The sequence below is a fragment of the Polaromonas sp. genome, assembly GCF_029945895.1.
GTDB lineage: Bacteria > Pseudomonadota > Gammaproteobacteria > Burkholderiales > Burkholderiaceae_C > Polaromonas.
Window position 1 is genome coordinate 1 of the sequence record NZ_JAQSDL010000053.1, and the last position, 16,354, is coordinate 16,354.

Annotated in this window: 13 protein-coding genes and 1 pseudogene; 3 read left to right on the top strand and 11 right to left on the bottom strand. The window is 64.7% G+C overall.

Annotation, left to right across the window (positions count from 1 at the left end; genetic code table 11):
- The 4 genes and pseudogenes from dcd to PSV33_RS07180 all read right to left on the bottom strand — a co-directional run.
- Positions 1–106, bottom strand: a pseudogene (dcd, locus tag PSV33_RS07165) (dCTP deaminase); the annotation flags it as partial.
- A 146-nt stretch (positions 107–252) separates the two neighbouring features.
- Positions 253–1,545, bottom strand: coding sequence for a guanine deaminase (gene guaD, locus PSV33_RS07170; protein WP_300560194.1), 1,293 nt, complete (start codon positions 1,543–1,545; stop codon positions 253–255).
- 55 nt (positions 1,546–1,600) lie between these two features.
- The gene (locus tag PSV33_RS07175) at positions 1,601–2,683 is read right to left on the bottom strand and encodes a BMP family ABC transporter substrate-binding protein (RefSeq protein ID WP_300560195.1); all 1,083 of its coding nucleotides are present in this window, start codon (positions 2,681–2,683) and stop codon (positions 1,601–1,603) included.
- 221 nt (positions 2,684–2,904) lie between these two features.
- Positions 2,905–3,291, bottom strand: a complete 387-nt coding sequence (locus PSV33_RS07180) for a surface-adhesin E family protein (protein WP_300560196.1) — start codon at positions 3,289–3,291, stop codon at positions 2,905–2,907.
- A 172-nt stretch (positions 3,292–3,463) separates the two neighbouring features.
- Here PSV33_RS07180 and PSV33_RS07185 point away from each other — a divergent pair, with 172 nt between their 5' ends.
- Positions 3,464–4,249, top strand: coding sequence for a response regulator (locus tag PSV33_RS07185; protein WP_300560197.1), 786 nt, complete (start codon positions 3,464–3,466; stop codon positions 4,247–4,249).
- Between the two features lie 40 nt (positions 4,250–4,289).
- Here the strand turns inward: PSV33_RS07185 and PSV33_RS07190 are convergent, their stop codons facing one another.
- The 6 genes from PSV33_RS07190 to PSV33_RS07215 all read right to left on the bottom strand — a co-directional run bounded on the left by PSV33_RS07190 (position 4,290) and on the right by PSV33_RS07215 (position 11,188).
- Positions 4,290–5,330 (bottom strand): adenosine deaminase, encoded by a 1,041-nt coding sequence (locus PSV33_RS07190; protein ID WP_300560199.1) that lies wholly within the window; start codon positions 5,328–5,330, stop codon positions 4,290–4,292.
- Positions 5,331–5,428: 98 nt separating this feature from the next.
- Positions 5,429–6,580 (bottom strand): BMP family ABC transporter substrate-binding protein, encoded by a 1,152-nt coding sequence (locus PSV33_RS07195; RefSeq protein WP_300560200.1) that lies wholly within the window; start codon positions 6,578–6,580, stop codon positions 5,429–5,431.
- A 45-nt stretch (positions 6,581–6,625) separates the two neighbouring features.
- Positions 6,626–7,546: an ABC transporter permease gene (locus PSV33_RS07200; protein ID WP_300560203.1), complete on the bottom strand. Its 921-nt coding sequence runs from the start codon at positions 7,544–7,546 to the stop codon at positions 6,626–6,628.
- On the bottom strand, positions 7,546–8,631 hold the full coding sequence (locus PSV33_RS07205) for an ABC transporter permease (RefSeq protein ID WP_300560205.1): 1,086 nt from the start codon (positions 8,629–8,631) through the stop codon (positions 7,546–7,548). Before PSV33_RS07205 ends, PSV33_RS07200 begins: the two co-directional genes overlap by 1 nt.
- Positions 8,618–10,195: an ABC transporter ATP-binding protein gene (locus PSV33_RS07210; protein ID WP_300560207.1), complete on the bottom strand. Its 1,578-nt coding sequence runs from the start codon at positions 10,193–10,195 to the stop codon at positions 8,618–8,620. Before PSV33_RS07210 ends, PSV33_RS07205 begins: the two co-directional genes overlap by 14 nt.
- A 60-nt stretch (positions 10,196–10,255) precedes the next feature.
- Positions 10,256–11,188 carry a LysR family transcriptional regulator gene (locus PSV33_RS07215; protein ID WP_300560209.1) on the bottom strand — a complete coding sequence of 311 codons (933 nt, stop codon included), beginning with the start codon at positions 11,186–11,188 and terminating at the stop codon, positions 10,256–10,258.
- Between the two features lie 72 nt (positions 11,189–11,260).
- On the opposite strand from PSV33_RS07215, the gene xdhA reads away from it, so the two are divergent.
- Together xdhA and xdhB are read left to right on the top strand one after the other, a co-directional pair.
- On the top strand, positions 11,261–12,856 hold the full coding sequence (gene xdhA, locus PSV33_RS07220; RefSeq protein WP_300560210.1) for a xanthine dehydrogenase small subunit: 1,596 nt from the start codon (positions 11,261–11,263) through the stop codon (positions 12,854–12,856).
- Positions 12,857–13,011: 155 nt separating this feature from the next.
- Positions 13,012–15,324: a xanthine dehydrogenase molybdopterin binding subunit gene (xdhB, locus tag PSV33_RS07225; protein WP_300560237.1), complete on the top strand. Its 2,313-nt coding sequence runs from the start codon at positions 13,012–13,014 to the stop codon at positions 15,322–15,324.
- 170 nt (positions 15,325–15,494) lie between these two features.
- Here xdhB and PSV33_RS07230 read toward each other — a convergent pair whose 3' ends face one another.
- Positions 15,495–16,334, bottom strand: coding sequence for a sigma-70 family RNA polymerase sigma factor (locus PSV33_RS07230; RefSeq protein WP_300560211.1), 840 nt, complete (start codon positions 16,332–16,334; stop codon positions 15,495–15,497).
- Positions 16,335–16,354: the final 20 nt, after the last annotated feature.

Genomic DNA, 16,354 nt, shown 5'->3' on the forward strand with positions numbered 1-16,354 from the left:
TGATCTTCCGGCCTTCGCTTTCGCGGATCTGGCCCGGCTCGAAGGGTTCGATCATCCCGGTCGTTTCCGCCATGCGGCGTATCCATTTGTCGCTTTTGATGCTCATTCGGAAGGTTCCTCGCTTTGCCACCGATTGTAGGCAAGCTGTGGCAGGGTCAGGCTGCCGCCGAACATGCTATTTATTTAATAGCAGCTTGCGCCCGCGGGGAAAGGGCTGGCGGCCTGTTCCACTGCAAATTTTTCACGACCCGGCTAGGCGGCGCTGGCATCCTGCGAAATCACGGTGCGCTCGATCACGCGGTCGTCGCCCAGCACGATCAGCGCAAACAGCAGCTCGTCCAGGCTGCCGGCCTGCGCTGTCTTGCGCGCCAGCAGCTTTGTTGCCTGCGGGTTGAGGACCACGAAGTCGGCCTCGCAGCCTGGCAGCAGGTTGCCCACCACACCTTCCAGACCCAGCGCCCGGGCTGCGCCCGCGGTGTGCTGCCACCACAGTTGCTGCGGTTTGAGCGACACGCCCGTCTTGGTCTGCCCTTCCCGGCCCACGTAATAGGCGGCCAGCATGGTGTGAAAGGGGCTGAAGCTGGTGCCACCACCGACGTCGCTGGCCAGCCCGTACAGAAAACCCGTCCGGTCGGCGGCAGCGTAGTCGAAAAAACCACTGCCCAGGAACAGGTTGCTGGTCGGGCTGACGGCCGCGGCCGTGCCGGTGCCGCGCATCAGCGCGCGGTCTTCGTCGTCGATGTGAATGCAGTGGGCATACACGGCTCGCGGTCGCAGCAGGCCGAACTGTTCATACACGCTGAGGTAGCTGCGCGCCTGCGGATAGAGCTCGCGCACCCAGGCGACCTCGTCCCTGTTCTCCGCCACATGCGACTGGATCCACACGTCGGCAAAACGCGCGGCCAGCTCGCCGGCGCCGCGCAGCTGCGCCTCGCTGCAGCTGGGCACAAAACGCGGCGTGATTGCGTAACCGAGTCGGTCCACGCCGTGCCAGCGCGTGATCAGCGTCTCGGTGTCAATCAGGCTTTGTTCGGTGGCATCGCGCACGCCATCGGGCGCGTTCTGGTCCATCAACACCTTGCCGGCAATCAATCGCAGGCTGCGGCGCTGCGCCTCGCCGAGCAGGGCATCCACCGACTCGGGATGCGAGGTGGCAAAGGCCAGCGCCGTGGTGACGCCGTGGCGCAGCAGTTCGTCCACAAAAAAAGCAGCCGCTTCGCTGTTGTGCGCAACATCCGAAAAACGGCTTTCATGCGGAAAAGTGTAATTTTCCAGCCACGGCAGCAGGCCTTCGGCGGGCGAACCGATCACGTCAAGCTGCGGGTAATGAATGTGCATGTCCACAAAACCCGGCGCGATGATGCGGCCCGGCAGGTGGGTGACGTCAATGCCGGGAAAACGCGGCGCCAGTGCACTGTAGCTGCCCACGGCGTGCACGACCTGCCGCCCACCGGCGTCCGGTCCGACCACCAGCAGGCCGTCGGTTTCCAGCACAGCCTGCGCCGGCTCGGGAAAGTAAAGAAGGGAGGCGCGCCAGGCTTTCATTCCTGAAAGCTTAACCCAGCCACCAGTGCCGGCGATATGCCGACCCGCATAAGGTTTATTTGGCCAGCTTGCCCTGCACGCCCTGCACCAGAAAGTTCATGCCCTGAATCTGCTCGTCCGTCAGCGTCTGGCCGGGGGCAAGCACTTCGCGGCCCTCGTTGTCCCGCAGCGCCCCGCGCGCGCGGAATGGGTGCACCCTGCCGGACGCGATGTCCTTCTGCCGCGCCAGCACTTCGTCAACCACCTTTTTCGGCACCTTGGGGCCAAAACTGTCGACGCGGATCATGCCGTCCTTCACGCCGCCCCACACCGCGCCGCTTTTCCAGCTGCCGTCCAGCACCGCCCGCGCACGGCGGGTGTAGTAGTCGCCCCACTGGTGCGTGACTGCCAGAACCTGCGCGTCGGGCGCCACCTTGCGCATGTCCGAATGGTAGGCAATGGCCAGCTTGCCACGTTCCTGCGCGGCGCTCATCACCGCGGTAGAGCCGGTATGGAAGGCGATCACTTCCACACCCTGGTTGAACAGCGTCATCGCCGCTTCGCGTTCGCGCGGCGGATCAAACCAGGCGCCCAGCCAGACCACCTTGACGCTCGCCTGCGGATTGACCGAACGCATGCCCAGCGTGAAGGCGTTGATGCCCTGGATCACCTCGGGAATGGCAAAACCCGCGACATAACCGGCGCTGGACGCGAGACGGCCGGCGGCGATGCCGGCCAGGTAGCGACCCTCGTAATAACGCGCGTTGGCCACCGCCACGTTGGGCGCGGTCTTGTAGCCGGTGATGGACTCGAACTTCACGTCCGGGAAGTCCTTCGCCACCTTCAGCGTCGGCTCCATGTAGCCGAAACTGGGCGTGAAGATGAGTCGGTGGCCCTGACTGGCCAGGTCGCGGATCACGCGTTCGGCATCGGCGCCTTCGGGCACGTTTTCAACATAGGTGGTTTTGACCCGGTCGCCCAGCGCCGCTTCGACCGCCTTGCGGGCCTCGTCATGCTGGCGCACCCAACCGGCGTCGGTGATGGGTGCGACATACACAAAGCCGATCTTCAAAGGCTCCCTGGCGGGGGCCGCGGGTTGGGAAAAAACGGGTGAAATAAAACAGGCGGCCGCGAGCGCGGCAGCGAGGTTTTTATACATGGTGGTCCTCTACATGGCCCCGGAAAACAAAAAACACCAGCGCGCCGGGACAGCATGCGGGTGAAGAGCTATTTTAACGGGTCAGGCCGTCCCCTCAGCAAGGGGGGAAGAAGCCACAGAACTTCAGTCAAGCCGGGGCCGCGGAACCGGCTTCGCCGGGCCGCAGGCGCAGCGGCCCCCTCGGGGGGCAGGGAGCTACACGCAGTGAGCGACCGCGGGGGTCAATAAGCCACGCAGGCAATGTCCCACAACGCGTCCTGGAAGGAGCCCTCCTGCACGGCTTCCCATTGACGCGGCAACACGTCCTCGAAAACAGTATGCCCATGGCCCATGGGCTCGGACAGCAGGGCCACCGAGAGCAGTCGCATGCGCTGGTCCTTGCAGTCGAATTCACTGTGGTGCAGGCGCGAGAAATAGCCCTTTTCGTCGGTGATCTGCACCAGCTGGTAATCCATCAGCCACCACATCCTCACCATGCGCCCCTTGCCGCGCAGGGTGGTGCGGTCGATGTAGGTGACAACCACCGGATCAATCATGACCGGCGTCCATTGCGCGGCAGCGCCGGCACTCAGGCACATCAGAGAAAGGACGGTGATCAGGCGTTTCATGGGCGCGGCTCTGGCAGTAGGATGAATCCCGCCGCAATGCGGCAGTTTGTCCGGTCCCCACATTAGCACACCGGATCAGCCCGACCGGTGACCAACCGAGGATAATCACCTTAAAAACCAGGCTCTCGCCGAAGGGCCGCGGAGGCCACTTGTCCAAAGGAAGCCAGCAACCATGCATGACAACGACATTTACACGCTCACCCCCCGGGGCCAGGAGGAACTGCGCGGCGGTGCCACCACCCTGAACCCGGCGGAAATGGAACTGCTGATCAGGGTCGACGGATCGCAGAACCTCAGCCAGCTCAGGACGGGCATGACGACGGATGCGCCGGGCATGTTCACTGCAGCGTTCATGCAGTTGCGGGACAAGGGACTGGTCACGCTGGCAGAGGTCGACCCCTTCACCGAGCAGTTCACCGCCCGGATGACTGACTTCGCGGTGACCCAGGCCGAATCAGAAGCCGACTCCGGCGCTGCATCCCTCAAAAAAGCCGGCTACTACGTCAGGATCGCGCGACCCCGCGGACCGGCTCGCCCGCGGCAACCCGGTGAAACCTTGTCCGCCATCGTGGTGGACGATGAGCCCATGCTCGCCAAATTCATCCAGAGCTACCTGTCTTTCGAAGGCTTTCACGTGCGGCTGGCGAGCAACCGTGCGGAAGTGGTGGCCGAGTTCCGCAAGCAGCCCGCGCCGGACCTGATTCTTCTGGACGTGATGCTGCCCGACGCCGACGGCTTTGACATCCTGCTCAGGCTGCGCCAGCATCCCGCGCTGAAAGACGTGCCGGTCATCATGCTGACCGGCAAGGCCACACGCGAGGCCGTGCTCAAGGGCCTGGCCGGCGGTGCCGATGGCTATGTCACCAAACCCTTCGAAGCCGATGCCCTGATGCTTGTCGTCAGGACCGTGCTGGGCCTTCCCCCGGAACCCAAGGGGCCGGAACTCTCGCTGCTGTAAAACCGCCGGGCCCGCATCTGGCACCCGGCGCCAGATCCCTTTAGCGAAAAGTCTCGAAACACGCTGTGAGCCGCTCCATGTGGCCGCGTCTGGTCGCCGCGTTGGCAAAGCTGGCTTCGAAACTGTTGCGCGCCAGCGTCCAGGCGTGCTGCGCATCCATGCCGGTGGCCGCAAAGGTCTGTGTGAAGTTGTCGTTCATGTAGCCGCCAAAATAGGCCGGGTCGTCGGAGTTGACGGTCGCGGCCAGCCCGGCATCCAGCAACTGGCGCAGGTTGTGCCGGGCCAGGTCCGGAAACACACACAGCTTGAGGTTGGACAGGGGGCACACCGTCAGCGCGATGCGGTCTTTGGCCAGCCGCTGCATCAGAGCGGGGTCCTTGGCCGACTGCACGCCATGGTCGATACGCTCGACCTTGAGCAGGTCGAGGGCCGTCCAGATGTAGGCCGGGGGGCCCTCCTCGCCCGCATGCGCCACCAGATGCAGCCCGAGTTCGCGGCAGCGTGCAAACACACGCGCGAACTTCTCGGGCGGGTTGCCGACCTCGCCCGAGTCCAGCCCCACGCCGATGATCAGGTCACGCCAGGGCAGGGCCTGCTCAAGCGTCTCGAAAGCCTCTTCCTCGCTGAGGTGGCGCAGGAAACAGAGGATCAGCGCAGCGCTGATGCCGAGCTCGGCCTGTGCATCGACACAGGCGCGGTGCAGGCCCTTGATGACAGTCTCCATGCTGACACCGCGCGCGGTGTGGGTCTGCGGATCGAAAAATATTTCGGCGTGAATCACGTTGTCCTGCGCGGCCCGCTCCAGGTAGGCCCGCGTCATGTCGTAGAAATCCTGCTCGGTGATCAGCACGCTGGCGCCAGCGTAATAGATGTCCAGGAAACTCTGAAGGTTGGTGAAGGCATAGGCCTCGCGCAACTTCTCCACGTTCGCATAAGGCAGCGCCATGCCGTTGCGCTTGGCCAGCGCAAAAATCAGCTCGGGTTCGAGCGAACCTTCAATATGGATGTGCAGCTCGGCCTTGGGCATGGCGCGCAGCAGCTCAGGCAGTCTGTCGGGGGATACGGGTCGCACGGAATTCATGTCTGCTCCAAAAACGAAAAAAGCCGCCCGCAGGCGGCTTGGGCACTACCACTGCACGGGCAACGGCCTCACGCCGCGGCACCGTGCAGCCAATGTCATCAGTTGCCCGGGACTTTGCCTTCCACGCCCTTGACATAGGTTTTCAGGCCACCGAGGAACTTGTCGTCGGCAACCACGTCCTTGGCGATCAGTTCCTTGCCGGTGTTGTCCATGATCGGGCCTTTCCAGATGGAGAAGCTGCCATCCTTGAGGCCGGCCTTGATCTCGTCGATGCGTTTCTTGGTGTCATCAGGCACATCGGCGGCAATCGACACCATGTCAATCGCACCTTCCTTGACGCCCCACCAGGCCTGTCCGGTCGCCCACTTGCCTTCAAGCGCTTCCCTGACGGCCTTGACGTAGTAAGGGCCCCAGTTGATCACGGCCGAACCGAGGTGGGCTTTGGGGCCGTAGGCGGTCATGTCCGAATCCCAGCCAAAGGCGCGCTTGTTCATCTTCTCGGCGGTCTGCAACACGGCCGACGAGTCGGTGTTCTGGAACAGCACGTCGGCGCCGCCGTTGATCAGCGCGGTGGCAGCTTCGGTTTCTTTTGGCGGATTGAACCACTCGTTGACCCAGACCACCTTGGTCTTGACCTTGGGGTTGACCGACTGCGCGCCCAGCGTGAAGCTGTTGATGTTGCGCACCACCTCGGGGATCGGCACCGAGCCGACCACACCCAGCGTACCGGTCTTGCTCATCTTGCCTGCGATCACGCCGGCCATGTAGGCACCTTCGTAGGTGCGGCTGTCATAGGTGCGCAGGTTGTCGGCGGTCTTGTAGCCAGTGGCGTGTTCGAACTTCACGTCCTTGAAGTCGGCCGCTACCTTGAGCATGGGTTCCATGTAGCCGAAGGTGGTGCCGAAGATCAGCTTGTTGCCCTGGCTGGCCATGTCGCGGATCACGCGCTCGGCATCGGCCGACTCGGGGACCTTTTCGACGAAGCTGGTGACCACCTTGTCGCCAAATTCCTTCTCGATCGCCTTGCGGCCGTTGTCGTGCGCAAAGGTCCAGCCACCGTCGCCAACCGGGCCGACATAGGCAAAGGCAATCTTCAAGGGCTCCACCTTGGCCGGAGCCGGTGCTGCCACAGGCGCGGGGGCCGGTGCAGGTGCGGGCTCTTCCTTCTTGCCGCACCCAATAAGGGCGGCGGAAGCAACTGCCGAAAGGGCAGCCAGCTTGAGCAATGAACGTTTTTGTAGGTCAGTCATCTCGTCTCCTGTAGCAAGGGTTAAACAATTGGCGAAAAAATTCGATTATGAACCGGGGTAGAAAGGCTTTCCGATCGATGTCGGCATGTTCAGCCTGATCCAGCGCGGGTTGCGCGAGATCAGTACCAGCACCACGATGGTCGCCAGGTAGGGCAGCATGGTCAGGAACTGGGGCGGCACATCCACGCCCAGCCCCTGCAGGTGAAACTGCAGCATGGTCACGCCACCGAACAGATAAGCACCAAGCAACACCCGTGCCGGGCGCCAGGTGGCAAAGGTGGTCAGGGCCAGCGCAATCCAGCCCTTGCCGGCAATCATGCCTTCGACCCACAACGGGGTGTAGACCACCGAGACATAGGCACCGGCCAGGCCGCACAGGGCGCCACCGGCCACCACGGCCGCCAGACGGATGCGCCGCACCGGGTAACCGAGCGCGTGCGCCGACTCCGGGCTTTCGCCGACCGAACGCAGCACCAGACCGGCGCGGGTGCGGTACAAAAACCAGATCAACCCGACCGTCAGCGCCATGGCCAGGTAAACCATGGGGTGCTGGCGAAACAGGGCCGGCCCGACAAAAGGCAGGTCACCGAGCCAGGGCAAGGCGTACTGGCCCTGCTCGGGGAGCTTTTCCTGCACGTACTTGATGCCGGCAAAGGCCGAAAAACCTGCACCAAACAGGCTCAGCGCGAGCCCGGTCGCGTACTGGTTGGTGTTCAGCCAGATCACCAGCACACCGAAGATGGCGGCCATCAGGGCCCCGGCCGCCATGCCGGCGGCAAAACCGAGCCAGATGTTGCCGCTGTGCACCACGGCCGCAAAGCCTGCAATCGCGGCGCACAGCATCATGCCCTCGGCGCCGAGGTTGACAATGCCGGCTTTTTCATTGATCAGGAGACCCAGCGAAGCAATCGCCAGTACGGTGCCGGCGCTCAGGGTGGCCGCCAGCAGCAAGGCGTAGGAATCCATCAGCGGGCGCCTTTCATGACGGGTTTGACGCGGCCCGTCCAGCGCAGGCGGTAAGCGATCAGCGTGTCGCAGGCCAGCAGACTGAACAGCAGCAGGCCCTGGAACACCCCAGTCAGCGACTTGGGCAGGCCCAGGCGCGACTGGGCCAGTTCGCCGCCGATGTAGAACATGCTCATCAGGATGGCGGAAAACACCATGCCGGCCGGGTGCAGGCGACCGACAAAGGCCACGATGATGGCGGCAAAGCCATAACCCGCCGGCACATAAGGCGTGAGCTGGCCAATCGGTCCGGCCACCTCCAGCGCACCGGCCAGCCCGGCCGCCCCGCCGGAAGTCAGCAGCGCCACCCACAAGGCCTTGCGCGACGAAAAGCCGGCATAACGCGCTGCGGCGGGTGCCAGGCCACCGACCTGCTGGGCAAAACCGGCCTGGGTACGAAACAGGAAGAGCCACAGGACCACGGCACCGGCCAGACCCAGCAGAATGCCGATGCTCACGCGCGAGCCGGCCATCAGGCGCGGGATCTGCGTGACCGCCTCAAAGGTTTTGGTCTGCGGAAAGTTGTAGCCCTGCGGGTCTTTCCAGGGGCCGAACACCAGATAGCTCAGCACCATGTCGGCCACGTAGACCAGCATCAGGCTGACCAGGATTTCGTTGGCGTTGAAGCGGTCACGCAGCAGCGCCGTGATGCCGGCCCACGCCATGCCACCCAGCACACCGGCAGCAATGATGGCCGGGACGATCCACGGGCCGGTGGTTTTGTCGGCCAGCAGCGCCACACCGCCGGCCGCCACCGCGCCGATGACAAACTGGCCTTCGGCGCCGATGTTCCAGACGTTGGAGCGAAAACACACCGCCAGCCCCAGCGCGATGATCAGCAGCGGTGTCGCCTTGACCATCAGCTCGCTCAGCGCATTCAGCGTCTTGATCGGTTCCCAGAAAAAGATCTGCAGGCCGCGCACGGGGTCCTTGCCCAGCGCCGCAAACAGCAGCACACCGATCACCACCGTGATCAGCAGTGCCAGCAGCGGCGAGCCGAGGCTCCACCATGTCGAGGGCTGCGGCCGGGCTTCAAGCTTGAGCATGGGCGCCCTCCACGGCATGGTCGTTCCACAGTCCACTCATCCACTGCCCGACCAGTTCCACCGTCGCACCGGCACGCGGCAGGGCCGGCGAGATCTGTCCCTTGGCCATCACGTAGAGGCGGTCACAGATATCGAACAGCTCCTCGAGTTCCTCACTGACCACCAGCACCGCACAGCCGTTGTCGCGCAGCTTGAGGAGCTCGCCGCGTATCTGGGCCGAGGCGCCCACGTCCACACCCCAGGTCGGCTGCGAAACAATCAGCAGTGTGGGTTGGGCCTCGATCTCGCGGCCGACCAGAAACTTCTGCAGGTTGCCGCCCGACAGCGACTGCGCCGCCGCGTTGGGGCCGCCTGCCTTGACCTGGTAGCGTTTGATGATGCCCGCCGCCTGCGCCTGCAGGGCACCGAGCTTGAGCCAGCCGCCCCGGCCCACCGCATCACTGCGCGTGAGCAGCAGGTTGTGCGCCAGGCTCAGCGTCGGCACGGCGCCGCGCCCCAGCCGCTCTTCCGGCAGGAAATGCAGGCCCAGCGCACGGCGCTGCATGGGGCCGAGACGGCCCACGCCCTGCCCTGCCACCTGGATGCTGTCGCCTGCCGCGCGGATGTCTTCACCCGACAGCGCATACAGCAGCTCCTTCTGGCCGTTGCCCGAGACGCCGGCAATGCCGACGACCTCGCCGGCGCGCACCGTCAGCGCCACGTGCTGCAGGTCCACACCGAACTGGTCGTCCCGCTCCAGGCTCAGGTCGCGCACCTGCAGCACCACGGCGCCAGCGGGCTGCTCACGGTGTTCCAGTGCCGGCGGCTCGGCGCCAATCATCAGGCGGCTCAGCGAAGCATTGGACTCCTCGCGCGGATCACAGACGCCGGTGACCTTGCCGCCGCGCAGCACCGTGCAGGCCGTGCACAGCGCGCGGATCTCGTGCAGCTTGTGGCTGATGTACAGGATGCTGCAGCCCCGTGCGGCCAGCTGGCGCAGGGTGACAAACAGGTTTTCGACCGCCTGCGGCGTCAACACCGAGGTCGGCTCGTCAAGAATCAGGAGTTTCGGGTTGGTCAGCAGTGAACGGACAATTTCCACGCGCTGGCGCTCGCCCACACCCAGCGTGTGCACCGGGCGCGTGGGTTCGAGCTGCAGGCCGTACTCCTGCGTGGTGGCGATGATGCGGCGCGACACCTCGGCCAGGCTGAGGCTTTTGCCCAGGCCGAGCCAGACGTTTTCGGCCACGGTCAGCGTGTCGAACAGGCTGAAATGCTGGAACACCATGGCGATGCCCAGCGCGCGTGCCTCCTGCGGGTTGCGGATCACCACGGGGCGGCCATCGACCTCGACCCGGCCGGCGTCGGGCTTGACCGCGCCGTAGATGATTTTCATCAGCGTTGACTTGCCGGCGCCGTTTTCACCGAGCACCGCGTGGATTTCGCCCGGCAACACCGTCAGCGAGACATCGCTGTTGGCGACCACCGCCGGGTAGGCCTTGGTGATGCCGGTCAGCCGCAGGCGCGGCGCGCCAGCAAAAGGCGGGCCAGCGGTCAGGTCGGAAGGAACAGTGGAAGCGGACATTGTCTCGTGGTTTTTATATATGTTTTGTGGCTCTAGCCCTTGTGCATCATGCGCAAGCAGCTATTCTTTTCGTAGCGACGCAGCCACCGCCTTGACGCGGTCACGCAGCCATTTGGCCGACGCCGACGCATGGGTGCGCTCATGCCAGAGCTGGTAATACATCATGCGGGGGAAGTCTACCGGGCAGGGCAGGATCTTCAGCGGCAACGTGCCGGTGTAACGCTCGCAGTACTGGCGCCCGGTGGTCAGCACCAGCAGGCTGGAGGCCACCATGGCGGGAATCAGGCCGAAGTGCGGGCAGCGCACCGTGATGTTGCGCTGCAGGCCCAGCTTGTCCAGGTGTTCGTCAATCACGCCCTTGGCGCCGGGGTGGGTGGGCGTGGGCGCCACGTGTTCGGCGGCCAGCCAGCTGGCGCTGTCCCAGCCGCGGCGTACCGCCGGGTGGTCTTTGGCCACCAGGCAGACCACCTCGTCACCGAACAGGCGTGCCATGTGCAGGTCGTCCGGCGGCGCGGGCCAGTTGCCGACCACGATGTCGACCTCGCCCTGCGCCAGCAGCGTGCGGTAGTCCGACGCGCCCGACAGTGGATGAATGTCCACATGGCACAGCGGCGCCGTGTTCTTGATCTGCGCCACGAGCTGCGGCAAAAACAGCGGGTCCATGTAGTCGCTGCAGGCCAGGCTGAAGGTGCTGGTGGCGGTGGCCGCATCGAAGCCGCGTGCGTCGCTGAACAGCACCTCGGCCGCCCGGAGAATGCGCGCCGACGGGTCGATCATGCGCAGGCCGGCGTCGGTGGGCACCATGCCGGCGCCCGAACGCACCAGCAACGGATCACCCGCCAGCTCGCGCAGGCGCTTGAGCGCGGCGCTGACGGCGGGTTGGTACATTCCCAGGCGGATGGCGGCGCGCGAAACGCTGCGTTCGGTCAGCACGGTATTCAAGACCCTTATGAGATGGAGGTCTATCTTGTCGAATAAGGCCTGGTCTTTCATACCTTTTTGTACATCGGCTTGATATGGCGATCGGTATACCCGCATCGCGCGATTGGGTTTACCCTAGTAAATATGGACATTCAATCGCCTCTTAAAACCATTCAGTTCATCCGGGGGGGCGAGGTTGTCGCGCTCGCCAATGTACCACCCAGCCGCACGCTGCTGGAGGTGTTGCGCGAGGACCTGGGGTGTACCGGCACCAAGGAAGGCTGCGGCGAAGGCGACTGCGGCGCCTGCACGGTGGTGCTCGGCGAGGCCGAGGGCGGCAAGATCCGCTACAAGGCCGTCAATAGCTGCATCAAGCTGGCCCACTCCATCGACGGCCAGGCCTTGTGGACTGTCGAGGACCTGACCACCGATCCGCTGATCAAACCGTCGCGCGCGGGCGGCGGGCTAGGCGCACGGCGCGCAGAAACCGGAATGGACACGAAGGTCCATGAGGATTTCGAGCACCGTGCAACAACGCCCCCCGTTCGCGCAGCAGGTCTGCACCCGGCGCAGGAGGCTATGGTCAATTGTCATGGCAGCCAATGCGGTTTCTGCACCCCCGGCTTCGTGATGAGCCTGTTCGGCATGTACCAAAACCATGTTGCCTGCGGAAAACCCATCACCCGCGAGCTGGCGCAGCAGGAGCTGTCCGGCAACCTGTGCCGCTGTACCGGCTACCGGCCGATTTTCGACGCTGCGCAGCAGATGGCGTCGCTGCCTGCCGTGCAGGTGGACGAGGCCGAATTGCTATCAAAACTGAAGCTGCTTGCGCCCGCCCCTAAAGGGCTGGAGGCCAATTTGGTTTATAACTCTCCGCGTACGCTGGCAGATCTGCTTGCCGCCCGTGCCGCGCACCCGGGCGCGCAGCTGGTCGCCGGCTGCACCGACGTCGGCCTGTGGGTGACCAAGATGCACAAGGCGTTCAGCCAGGTGCTCGACGTGACGCGGGTCGAAGAGCTGCGCCGCATTGAGCGTTACCCGCATCACATCGCCATAGGCGCGGCGGTCACCCTCAGCGAAGCGTTTGCCGCACTGGTGGCCGACCGGCCGCAGCTGCAGACCTTTGCCAACCGCTTTGCCGGCCTGCCGGTGCGCAACGCCGGCACCTTGGGCGGCAACGTGGCCAACGGCTCGCCGATTGGCGACTCCATGCCGCTGCTGATTGCGCTGGGCGCAAATGTCGTGCTGATGAGCACCCGGGGCCACCGTGAAATGCCGCTGGAAGCGCTCTACACCGGCTACCGCCAAAACGTGATGGCGCCCGACGAGGTGCTGGCGTGGATCAAGGTGCCCTTGCCGGACGCGAATGACGTGCTGAAAGCCTACAAGATCAGCAAGCGCTACGACGATGACATCTCCGCCGTCTGTTTGGTCATCAACCTGCAGCTCGAAGGCGGCAAAGTCTCCAGCATCAGCATAGGCGCCGGCGGCGTGGCCGCCACACCCGCCCGCGCCGTCCAGACCGAAGCCTTCCTGCGCGGCAAGGCGTGGACGCAGGCCACCGTGCGGGGTGCCATGGGCGTATTGCGCGGCGAGTTCACGCCCCTGAGCGACATGCGCGCCTCCGCCAGCTACCGCAGTGAGGTGCTGGGCAATTTGCTGCAGCGCTTCTGGCTGGAAAGCCAGGGTCTGCAGCAGATCAACCTGGAAAGCTTCCGGCTCGAGGAGGCACAGGCATGAACAAACGCGACGCCAAATTCACAGCCGCAGCAAAAGACGGCAGCGACTTCACAGCCGCCACGGGCGGTGGCCCCGGCGGCGCGGCCGATGCCGGCGAACGCAACATCGCGCCCGCCACCCAATCCCCGCACGCGCCCGCCACGTCCGGCCCGGCCATGGGTGTGTCGCGCCCGCATGAAAGCGCGCGCGCCCAGGTGGCCGGCAGCGCTACCTATATTGACGACATTCCCGAGGTCCGCGGCACGCTGCATGCCGCGCCGATTCTTTCGACCGTCGCACACGGCCGCCTGCTCGGCGTGGATGCCGGCGCGGCACTGGCCCTGCCCGGCGTGCGCGGCGTGGTACTTGCGGGCGACATCCCCGGCGACAAGATGCTGGCCACCTTTGTCGGTGATGAGCCCATCTTCGCCATCGACACCGTGCAGCACATCGGCCAGGTGATCGGCCTGGTCGTGGCCGAGACCGTGATGCAGGCACGCCGCGCCGCCCGCCTGGTCAAGCAAGACATCGAGGCGCTGCCCGCCCTGCTCGGCCCGCGCGCCGCCCACGCCGCGCAAAGTTATGTGCTGCCCAAGGTGGTGGTGCGCCGCGGTGAGCCCGAAGCCGCGCTCACAAAGTCAGTACACACACTCACCGGTCAGCTCGAAGTCGGCGGGCAGGAACACTTCTATCTGGAAGGCCAGGTCGCCTACGCGCTGCCGCTGGAGCAGGACCAGTGGTGGATTTATTCCAGCACCCAGCACCCCGGCGAGATCCAGCACTGGGTGGCGCATGCGCTGGGCATTGAGAACAACGCTGTCACCGTTGAATGCCGGCGCATGGGCGGCGGCTTTGGCGGCAAGGAGACGCAGGCCGGCCACCTGGCCGTGTGGGCCACGCTGGCGGCGCGCAAGTTCAAATGCCCGGTCAAGCTGCGGCTGGACCGCGACGACGACTTCATGGTCACGGGCAAGCGCCACCCCTTTGCCTACGACTACAGCGCCGGGTATGACAACACCGGCCTGCTGACCGCGCTGCAGCTCACCATGCTGGCCGACTGCGGCTTCTCGGCCGACCTGTCCGGCCCGGTGGCCGACCGCGCCATCTTCCACGCCGACAACGCCTACTTTCTGAGCGATGTCGAAATTGTTTCGCACCGCTGCAAGACGAACACCCAAAGCCACACCGCCTTCCGCGGCTTCGGCGGCCCGCAAGGCGTGATCGTGATCGAAAGCATCCTTGGCGACATCGCGCGCAAGCTCGGTCTGGACCCCTTTGACGTGCGCATGCGCAACCTGTACGGCGACGACATGACGGCCGGCAGCGCGACCGCGCCGCCTCCGGAACGCAACACCACCCATTACCAGATGAAGGTCGAGGACAACATCCTCGCGCCACTGCTATCGAAACTGGAGCAAACTTCTGATTACCGGCGACGGCGCGAGGCCATTTCGGCATGGAACGCCGACAGCCCGGTCATCAAGCGCGGCATTGCCATCACGCCGGTCAAGTTCGGCATCAGCTTCACCGCCACCTTCTTCAACCAGGCCGGCGCGCTGGTGCATGTGTACACCGACGGCAGCGTGCAGGTGAACCACGGCGGCACCGAGATGGGCCAGGGCCTGAACACCAAGGTGGCGCAGATCGTGGCCGACGAACTGGGCGTGCCCTTCGAGCGTGTGCGCTGCACGGCCGCCGACACCAGCAAGGTGCCCAATGCGTCTGCCACCGCCGCCAGCAGCGGCACCGACCTGAACGGCCGCGCCGCCCAGTACGCCGCCCGCAATGTGCGCGACAACCTGGCCGCCTTTGCAGCGGGCATGGATGGTTGCGGCGCAGGTGCAGTGCGCTTCCAGGGCGGCCAGGTGATCTCGCCCAAGGCGACGCGCAGCTTTGACGAGGTGGTGAAAGCCGCCTATGCCAACCGCATCCAGCTCTGGAGCGACGGCTTTTACCGTACACCGAAGATTCACTACGACAAGACCACCCTGACCGGCCGGCCTTTTTATTACTTCAGCTACGGCGCCGCCTGCAGCGAAGTGGCCATCGACACCCTGACCGGCGAAAGCCGCGTGCTCAAGGTCGACATCCTCCACGACGTGGGCACCTCCATCAACCCGGCCCTCGACATCGGCCAGATCGAAGGCGGTTTTGTTCAGGGCATGGGCTGGCTCACGACCGAGCAACTGGTGTGGAACGACAAGGGTTTGCTCACGACCCATGCCCCCAGCACCTACAAGATCCCTGCCACCGGCGACATCCCCGAACACTTCAAGATCGACCTGTGGCCCGAAGCGAACCGCGAAGACAACGTAGGCGGCAGCAAAGCCGTCGGCGAGCCGCCCTTCATGCTGGCGATCAGTGTGTATGAGGCGCTGCGGGAGGCGGTGGGGGCGGTGAAAGCAGGGGATGAGCCTGTGGTGATGGTTGCACCGGCCACGGCGGAGAACGTGCTGCGCGCCCTCTCCAACCTGTCATTGCGGGCCTGACCCGCCATCCATGCCGCACAGCGCGGCGGCCTGCATCGCTATTAAATTCATAGCTGATTGCGCATGTCCGACAAGGGCTAGAGGCCGATTTTTCTTGTAACTTTGTCCAGATCCGGCTTGTGATCACGGCCAGCTGATGCCACCGTAATGCAGGCTGCAGCGCGTGCGTTTCAGGCGTATTCCGCGACCGGCGTGCAGCCCAGCGGGAGAACGCACAGAAGCACGCCGCCAAGGCACACCGCGAGGGCCAGTCGGCCCTGAACCAGCATCAGGCGTGTGCATGTCCCGCCCTCTCCTGCCCCGTCGCCAGGGGTTCCAGGGGCGCACGCGACGGCGGCAGCTAGCGCCATGGGACGGGCGGCCTGCAGCAGGGCAATGAGTCCGTCCGCGTTGCGCTCAACCATGGCAAGCCGGCACAGTGCCAACAACGCATCGTCTTCTGCGTCGAGCTGCTCTTTGGCCTGATGATCGGTTTCGCCCGCCTCGAACTTCAGCCTGCGCAGCACGCGGTGCATGTGTTGGCGTGAAGCGGCCTCGCTCCGCCCGGAGATCTCGCCCAGTTCGGCATGCCCCAGTTCGAACACCTCGTAGAGCAGCACAGCAGCAACATCTTCAGGCGCAAGACGCTGCACCAGAAGCCACAAGGCTTTCAGCACCTGCTGGTCCTGTTCGGTCAAGCGTTCTGGCGAGGCAACGTCCTGCGTGTCATCTGCCACTTGGGAGAGTACGGCCTCATACCGTGCCTGCCTTCGAATGGCATCGATGCAGAGGTGATGCACCACGGTGGTCAGCCAGGCTTGTTGTCCGGCGTCACTGCCGGGCAACCCACCCAGCGCCGTCCGCAGATAGGCCTCCTGCACCATATCTTCCGCGTCACTGCCCTGCCCCAGCCAGCGTCGGGCCAGCGCCGTGAGACGGCGACGCAGGGCGGTGTCGGATGCCAGTGGATGGAGAGGCGTGGGGATCATGGAGGCGCGTGTCACGTTTTTGCGTGCTCGTTCGTATTGCATTTGAATCTATCACAGGAGCC

Coding starts and splice junctions, on each gene's coding strand:
- PSV33_RS07200 (WP_300560203.1), bottom strand. CDS start 7,546: ATGGATTCCTACGCCTTGCTGCTGGCGGCCACCCTGAGCGCCGGCACC.
- PSV33_RS07185 (WP_300560197.1), top strand. CDS start 3,464: ATGCATGACAACGACATTTACACGCTCACCCCCCGGGGCCAGGAGGAA.
- PSV33_RS07215 (WP_300560209.1), bottom strand. CDS start 11,188: ATGAAAGACCAGGCCTTATTCGACAAGATAGACCTCCATCTCATAAGG.
- PSV33_RS07210 (WP_300560207.1), bottom strand. CDS start 10,195: ATGTCCGCTTCCACTGTTCCTTCCGACCTGACCGCTGGCCCGCCTTTT.
- xdhA (WP_300560210.1), top strand. CDS start 11,261: ATGGACATTCAATCGCCTCTTAAAACCATTCAGTTCATCCGGGGGGGC.
- PSV33_RS07180 (WP_300560196.1), bottom strand. CDS start 3,291: ATGAAACGCCTGATCACCGTCCTTTCTCTGATGTGCCTGAGTGCCGGC.
- xdhB (WP_300560237.1), top strand. CDS start 13,012: ATGGGTGTGTCGCGCCCGCATGAAAGCGCGCGCGCCCAGGTGGCCGGC.
- guaD (WP_300560194.1), bottom strand. CDS start 1,545: ATGAAAGCCTGGCGCGCCTCCCTTCTTTACTTTCCCGAGCCGGCGCAG.
- PSV33_RS07205 (WP_300560205.1), bottom strand. CDS start 8,631: ATGCTCAAGCTTGAAGCCCGGCCGCAGCCCTCGACATGGTGGAGCCTC.
- PSV33_RS07230 (WP_300560211.1), bottom strand. CDS start 16,334: ATGCAATACGAACGAGCACGCAAAAACGTGACACGCGCCTCCATGATC.
- PSV33_RS07175 (WP_300560195.1), bottom strand. CDS start 2,683: ATGTATAAAAACCTCGCTGCCGCGCTCGCGGCCGCCTGTTTTATTTCA.
- PSV33_RS07195 (WP_300560200.1), bottom strand. CDS start 6,580: ATGACTGACCTACAAAAACGTTCATTGCTCAAGCTGGCTGCCCTTTCG.
- PSV33_RS07190 (WP_300560199.1), bottom strand. CDS start 5,330: ATGAATTCCGTGCGACCCGTATCCCCCGACAGACTGCCTGAGCTGCTG.